Raw genomic sequence first — 6,580 nt, 5'->3', positions numbered from 1 at the left:
GCCCAGGCCATGGCCGCCAGCGGGCAACTGTTCTGCGAGCCGTTTCCGTTTGAAACCCCGACCCTGGACCTGTCCATGGTCTGGCTCAGCCACGTCGACACCGACCCGGCGGAACGCTGGATGCGCTCGCGGCTGGAGGCCTTCATGAGTGATCGCGACCTGTTGCCGGTGATCGCGCCAAAATCTTGAGATAACCCTTCAGGGAGATCCACCGATGACCTCATCCCGTTCTTTATTACGTGGGCGCGGTAGCCAGGACAGCGGCAAGGTCGGCATGGTCGAGTTGTTTTTCGACCTGGTGTTCGTGTTCGCCGTGACCCAACTGTCTCACTCGCTGCTGGCCCACCTGACCTTGGGTGGCGCGGTGCAGGTGGTGCTGATGATGGTCGCGGTGTGGTGGGTGTGGATCTTCACCTCGTGGATCACCAACTGGCTCGACCCGGAAAAAATCCCCATCCGCATCGGCCTGTTCGGCTTGATGGTGGCTGGCCTGCTGCTGTCGTCCTCGATCCCCAAGGCGTTTACGGATCGAGGCCTGCTGTTCGCCGGTGCCTACGTCGTCATGCAAGTGGGCCGCACGCTGTTTGCGTTGTGGGCAGTGCGCGGCGAGTCACTGAACATGACCCGCAATTTCCAGCGGATTCTCGCGTGGATGCTCTGTTCCGCGGTGTTCTGGCTGACCGGTGCGTTACTCGAAGGCGAGCAGCGCCTGGTGTTCTGGGTGCTGGCGTTGTTGATCGAACTGATCTCGCCGTCGGTGTACTTCTGGGTGCCGGGGCTTGGGCGTTCGACGTTGGCGGACTGGAATGTGGAAGGCAATCACATGGCCGAGCGTTGCGGCTTGTTCGTGATCATTGCCCTTGGCGAGTCATTGCTGGTGACCGGCGCTACCTTCGCCGAGTTGCCTTGGAGCATCGAAGGCCTGGGGGCATTCCTGGTGGCCGTGGTGGGCAGTATTGCCCTGTGGTGGATCTATTTCGACAGCGGTGCCGAACGTGCCCATCACCGCATTGCCAGTTCCGCCGACCCGGGCCGTCAGGCACGGATCGCCTACACCTACCTGCACGTGTTGATCGTCGCCGGGATCATTGTCAGTGCGGTGGCCGATGAACTGGTACTGGTGCACCCAGGGCATGCCAGCCAGGCGGGCGTCGTGGCGATCATCGCCGGCCCAGGTTTGTTTCTGTTGGGCAGTGCGTTGTTCAAATGGGTGATGAGTGACCGACCGTGGCCGCCGCTCTCGCACCTGGGCGGTTTGCTCATATTGCTGGTGCTATTGCCGCTGGGCTGGCAGCAAGTGTTTTCGGCGTTGGTGCTGGGGGCGCTGACCACGGCAGTGTTGGTCATCGTGGGGTTTTGGGAGAACCGTTCGTTGCGTAGCGTGACTGAAGTTTCACACTGAAAGCGCTCTGATTTCGTTCGGCTGCGTGCTATACGTATGACTCTTTTCCTACAACCATTGGGAGCTTTTAATGCCGCACCTGCACCTGGAATACACTGCCAATCTGACAGACTTGCCCGTCGAGAAAACCCTGTTGCGGCTCAACAACGTGTTGATGGCGTCCGGTCAGTTCGCTTCCGAGTTCGATATCAAGAGCCGCGCAGTGAAGGTGGAGAGTTTCCAGGTCGGCACCTCCCTCAGCCCGCGTGGTTTTATCGCGGTGACCCTGTCGCTGCTCAGCGGACGTTCACCGCAGATTAAGCAGCAATTGTCGCAAAGCCTGTTGGCCGCGTTGCAGGACCTGGGGGAATGGCCGAAGGATCTACAGGTTCAACTCAGTGTGCAATTGGTGGACATGGACCGTGAGTCCTACAGCAAAGTCGCGATCGGCTGAGGCTTACAACAAGCCCTGATCGGCACACACCTTCACCACCTGTTCACGAAACCAGGTATTGGCACTGTCCTGTTCGCTGGTTTCGTTCCACTGCATATCCAACGTAAACCCCGGCAACCCGTTGGGTGCTTCGCAATGGCCGAACGTGGGTGCCGGTGCCAGCAGCTTTTGCACACGGCGCGGCAGGGTGACGATAAAGTCGGTGCCGGCGATCATCTTCAAGGCGGCACTGTAGCTGTTGGCCCGGGCGATCACCTGGCGCTTGTGCGCTTGGCGGGCCAGCCAGCCGTCGATCATGTTGGTATCCGAGTTCCATGGCGTGGGGAACACGTGGCGCCGTTCGACGAAGGATTGCAGGCTGAAAGCCGGTTCCCGTGGCGCCGAGCGTTTGTCAAAGACGCACACCAAGTCATCTTCCAGCAGCATCTGGGTCTTGAAGTCTTTATGAGCGCGGTGAAAGTGCGGACCGAAGCAGATCACCAGGTCCAGGCGACCCTCGCGCAGGTCGTCGGCGGGGATTTCGGTTTCCAGCTTTCGCACATTGACGACCACCGGCAGGTCGGCGTGGTCGAAGCGCTTCAGCAGGCGCGGCAGGATCAACTGTTCGAAATACTCCGGTGCGCACACGTTGAAGGTCACGGCCTTCTGCGTCGGGTCGAACGCCTGGCCACCGGCGTGGCACTGGTTGATGCTTTCCAGGATCTTCTGCACATGGCCATACATGGTGGTGGCCTTGTAGGTCGGCCGCATGCCAGCCCGCGTGTTGATAAACAGCTCATCTTCAAAGCTGGTGCGCAGCTTCTTCAGGCTATAGCTCACGGTGGACTGGCTGACGAACAGCGTTTCGGACACCTCGGTAACGCTGCTCTGGTCATAGACGGCGATAAACACCATCAAGTCCTGCATATCGAGCTTTCTGAGCAAGTTACTGTTTAGCATCGGTTTCGTCCGTAAACCCTTTGTACCGAACTCAGTACAAGACTGCGCAAAAGCTTAACGGAACGGTCGTACCAATAGAAAGCTCTGTAGGATGTTTCTATGTTTGGTGTGGGACAAATACTGTTGGCAACACGACGTCAGCGGATATGCCGGGCGTAATGCTGGGGGTTGAATCGAGTCACGATCACCAGCATCACCACGACCACGGCCGTCAGCGACCACCAGGCCCATTCGAAACTGCCCAATTGGTCGCGGATCATCCCGGCGATCAGCGGCGACAGGCCTGCGATCAGGTAACCGATCCCTTGCACGAACGCGGTCAGGCCACCGGCGCGGCGCGGGTTGTCCAGGTGGTCGAGGGACAGGATCAAGCTCATCGGAAACAGCCCACCGATGCCCAGGCCGAGCAGGCACGGCCACAGCAGACTCAGGTGCTGTGGGCTAAGAATCAACCCGCAGAAACCGCTGATGATCAGCACCAGCAACACCGCGACCACGCTGCGTTTGTCCTGGCGGCGGTTGGCGATGGCTGGCGTGACCAACCCGGAGACCACTTCCATGGCGGTCAAGAACCCCAGCAGCAGGCCGGCGTTCTGTTCGCTCCAGCCTTGCTCCACGTAGTAAGGCGCCAACCACGCCAGCACGCAGGTGTAAGACGCGGTGCCGAGACCGAAAAAGATAGCCAGCAGCCAGGCGCGGCGATTGCCGAAAAACGACGTTTGTGGGCCCGCACTGGCTTGGGGCAGCGATGGCAACACCGAGCGTTGTCCGTACCAGAACACCAGAGCCAGCAACGCCAGCACCGCCCAGATCGCCAAGCCAATACGCCAACTGCCGGTCTGCACTTGCACGAACGGCGCGAACGATGCCGCCAGCGCCGCGCCGCCCATGATGGCGGTGACGTACAGGCCCATGAACAGCGACACGTTACCGCTGAACCGCGACTTGATCAGCGCCGGCATCCCCGCCTGGATCATCGCGATCCCTACACCGGCCGCGATGGCGCTGACGATCAGTTCCAACGCCGAGTCCAGGAACAACCGCGACAGCGTGGCCACGCCGATCACCAGTAACGACAACACGATACTGCGGTGCTCGCCAAAGCGTTTGGCCAAACCCATGCCAAAGAACATCGCCAAGCCCATGGCCATGACCGGCAGCATGGTCAACAAGGCGGCACTGCTGAAACTCAACGGCACATCACCGCGAATCGAAGACAGCAATGGCCCCACGGCCGCCATCGACGGGCGCAGGTTAAGGGCGACCAGTACAACGCTGATCATCAGCCAAATGGCGGTGGTGGGTTTTGCGTGAACGTTTTCCATGGGCGGGCCTTGAGTGAACAAGGGTGAATCAGGCCACGCGTGGGGGAGGGGAGCAAACGAGAAAGTCGCAAGGGCTATTGAAAAAATGCAGTGAGCTGACACACCACTGAGCAAAATGTGGGAGGGGGCAAGCCCTAATGCCAGTCAGTTAAGCGGTGGGGTGACGAGCGCAGCATCTGTAGTGAGCGGGCTTGCCCCGCGCTGGGGAGCGAAGCCGCCCCAACCCCAGGCACCTTGGTCTTTCTGAAACACCGCGGCGTCCTTGTTAGGGCGGCTTCGCCGCCCAGCGCGGGGCAAGCCCGCTCACTACAAGAGTTTGGTCGCGGCAGATTTTCTTAACTGACTGGCATTAGGGCAAGCCCCCTCTCACATTAGATAGCGCGGATCACATGCTTGATCTCCTGAAACGCCGCCAACCCCCACGGACCCAACTCACGGCCGATGCTGCTCTGCTTGTAACCGCCCCACGCTGTTTGCGGGAAGATCACTTGCGGGGCGTTGATCCACACCATTCCGGCCTGCAAGGCATTGGCCACGCGCTCGGCGGTTTCGACGTTGCGGCTGACCACGCTGGCGACCAGGCCGAAGTCGCTGTCGTTGGCCAGGGCGATGGCCTCGGTTTCATCGGCGAAACGACGGACACACAGCACCGGGCCGAAGATCTCTTCGTTCCACAACGCACTGTCCAGCGGCACGTCGGTAAACACGGTCGGGCGGATGAAGTAACCTTTTTCCAGGTCCGTCGGGCGTGCTCCGCCGCACAGCAGTCGGGCGCCGTCCTGCACGCCGCGCTGGATATGCTCCAGCACCCGCTGGTACTGCGCACGGTTGATCAGTGCGCCCATTTCCACATCGTCGGTAAACGGGGCCGCGACACGAATACTTTCAGCCCGTGCCTGCAAACGCTGCAGGAACTCATCCGCCAAACTGTCAGCCACCAGCACTCGGCTAGTGGCTGAGCACATTTGCCCGGCATTGAAAAAACCACCACCGCAGGCCAGTTCAACCGCCAGGTCGAGGTCGGCATCCGCGAGCACCAGTAGCGATGATTTACCGCCCAACTCCAGGCTCACGCCCTTGACGGTTTCGGCGGCACGTTGCATTACCTGGACGCCCACCGCATTGCTGCCGGTGAAGGAAATCTTCGCCACTCGACGGTCTGCCGCCAGCGGCGCACCCACGGCCAAGCCGGTGCCGCATACCAGGTTGAACACCCCCGCCGGAAACCCGGCCTCGGCGATGATCCGCGCCAGTTGCAGCTCGGCCAACGGCGTGACTTCCGATGGCTTGAGCACTGCGCAGCAGCCAGCGGCAAGGGCCGGGGCGAGTTTCCAGGCGGTGGTCACCATCGGGAAATTCCACGGCACGATCAGCCCCACCACGCCACACGGTTCCCGGCGCAGACGTGCGCTGAACTCGTCGATGGGCAGTGCCACCGGGGCGTCTTGCCCCGCGTCCATCGCGTCGCAGACGCCGGCGTAGTACTCGAAGGTGGCTACCACGTCGTCCACATCGATGCCCGCTTCAAACAGCGGCTTGCCATTGTTGCTTGCCTGTATGTGCATCAATTGTTCACGCTGTTCGCGCACGCCTTGGGCGACTTTGCGTAACAAGGCAGCGCGATCACCCCCCGTGCTTTTCGACCAGTCGGCAAAGGCCGCGCTGGCGGCATCCAACGCCAGCTTCACCGCCACGGCATCACCGACACTGACCTGGGCCAGGGGCGCTTCCGTGGCCGGGTTGATCACCTCCAAGACTTCATGGCCGGCGCGCCAAGTGCCATTGATGTAGACACCGTTCAATACCGTGCTCATACCGCCACCGCCTGCATCCACAATGCCTGGTCGATTTCAATCAATGTCGGCCCCTGGCGATCCGTTGCCGCCCGCAACGCCGCCCGCAACGGTTCGATGCCGTGGACGCTTTTGGCCGCGCAGCCCAAGGCTTTGGCCACGCCGATAAAGTCCGGCGTGTAGATGTCTACGCCCACCGGCTCGATGGCGCGGTTGACCATGTATTTCTTGATCTCTTCATAGCCCTGGTTATTCCACAGCAGCACGATGACCGGCGTGCGCGCTTCCACCGCACTGGCCAGTTCCGGCAGGCTGAATTGCAACCCACCGTCGCCGATCAGGCACACCACCGGTTGCCCATCGCCACGCCCCAGCCATGCGCCGATCGCCGCCGGCAACGCATAGCCCAAGGTGCCGTAGCCGGTGGAGGAATTGAACCAGCGACGCGGGTGGTCGAGGTTGAGGGTCAGGTTGCCGCTGTACACCGGTTGGGTGGAGTCGCCCACCAACACGGCGCCAGGCAATTCATCCAGGAGGGTGTTGAGTAGCAGGGTTTGCGCACGGGTGGCTGCATCCCACGCGGGTGTCAGTTCGGCCCACAGACGGGCGACCCGTTGCGCGCCCCAGGTTGCATCCCGGTCAGGCAGAGGCTTGCTGCGCAAGTCATCCAGCAAGGCCGTGGCGGCGA

General features: G+C 61.3%; 6 protein-coding genes and 1 pseudogene. 3 read left to right on the top strand and 4 right to left on the bottom strand.

From position 1 onward, the window contains the following. From ACRESD_RS06435 to ACRESD_RS06425, 3 genes and pseudogenes are all read left to right on the top strand, one after another. A pseudogene (locus ACRESD_RS06435) lies at positions 1 to 189 on the top strand (LysR family transcriptional regulator); the annotation flags it as partial. A 25-nt stretch (positions 190 to 214) separates the two neighbouring features. Continuing rightward, positions 215 to 1,402, top strand: a complete 1,188-nt coding sequence (locus ACRESD_RS06430; RefSeq protein ID WP_431750162.1) for a low temperature requirement protein A — start codon at positions 215 to 217, stop codon at positions 1,400 to 1,402. A gap of 70 nt (positions 1,403 to 1,472) precedes the next feature. Continuing rightward, positions 1,473 to 1,835 carry a 5-carboxymethyl-2-hydroxymuconate Delta-isomerase gene (locus ACRESD_RS06425; protein ID WP_431750161.1) on the top strand — a complete coding sequence of 121 codons (363 nt, stop codon included), beginning with the start codon at positions 1,473 to 1,475 and terminating at the stop codon, positions 1,833 to 1,835. 3 nt (positions 1,836 to 1,838) lie between these two features. Here the strand turns inward: ACRESD_RS06425 and ACRESD_RS06420 are convergent, their stop codons facing one another. The 4 genes from ACRESD_RS06420 to ACRESD_RS06405 all read right to left on the bottom strand — a co-directional run. Next, entirely contained in the window at positions 1,839 to 2,774 is a 936-nt protein-coding gene (locus tag ACRESD_RS06420; protein WP_431750160.1) for a LysR family transcriptional regulator, read from the bottom strand. Between the two features lie 137 nt (positions 2,775 to 2,911). Beyond that, a complete protein-coding gene (locus ACRESD_RS06415) occupies positions 2,912 to 4,099 on the bottom strand; it encodes a cyanate transporter (protein ID WP_431750159.1) in 1,188 nt (395 codons plus the stop codon). A gap of 371 nt (positions 4,100 to 4,470) precedes the next feature. Further along, positions 4,471 to 5,913, bottom strand: coding sequence for an aldehyde dehydrogenase family protein (locus ACRESD_RS06410; protein ID WP_431750158.1), 1,443 nt, complete (start codon positions 5,911 to 5,913; stop codon positions 4,471 to 4,473). Then, the coding region (locus ACRESD_RS06405; RefSeq protein WP_431750157.1) for a thiamine pyrophosphate-dependent enzyme at positions 5,910 to 6,580 on the bottom strand (671 nt) is incomplete at its 5' end. The genes ACRESD_RS06405 and ACRESD_RS06410, both read right to left, overlap by 4 nt.

The sequence above is a fragment of the Pseudomonas sp. genome, from assembly GCF_050739995.1.
In the GTDB taxonomy this organism is placed as follows: Bacteria; Pseudomonadota; Gammaproteobacteria; order Pseudomonadales; family Pseudomonadaceae; genus Aquipseudomonas.
This window is presented reverse-complemented; position numbering and strand designations above follow the sequence as displayed.

What these genes read in the sequence shown, in the direction of transcription:
- ACRESD_RS06430 (WP_431750162.1), top strand. Translation starts at nt 215, where the DNA reads ATGACCTCATCCCGTTCTTTATTACGTGGGCGCGGTAGCCAGGACAGC.
- ACRESD_RS06410 (WP_431750158.1), bottom strand. Translation starts at nt 5,913, where the DNA reads ATGAGCACGGTATTGAACGGTGTCTACATCAATGGCACTTGGCGCGCC.
- ACRESD_RS06420 (WP_431750160.1), bottom strand. Translation starts at nt 2,774, where the DNA reads ATGCTAAACAGTAACTTGCTCAGAAAGCTCGATATGCAGGACTTGATG.
- ACRESD_RS06415 (WP_431750159.1), bottom strand. Translation starts at nt 4,099, where the DNA reads ATGGAAAACGTTCACGCAAAACCCACCACCGCCATTTGGCTGATGATC.
- ACRESD_RS06425 (WP_431750161.1), top strand. Translation starts at nt 1,473, where the DNA reads ATGCCGCACCTGCACCTGGAATACACTGCCAATCTGACAGACTTGCCC.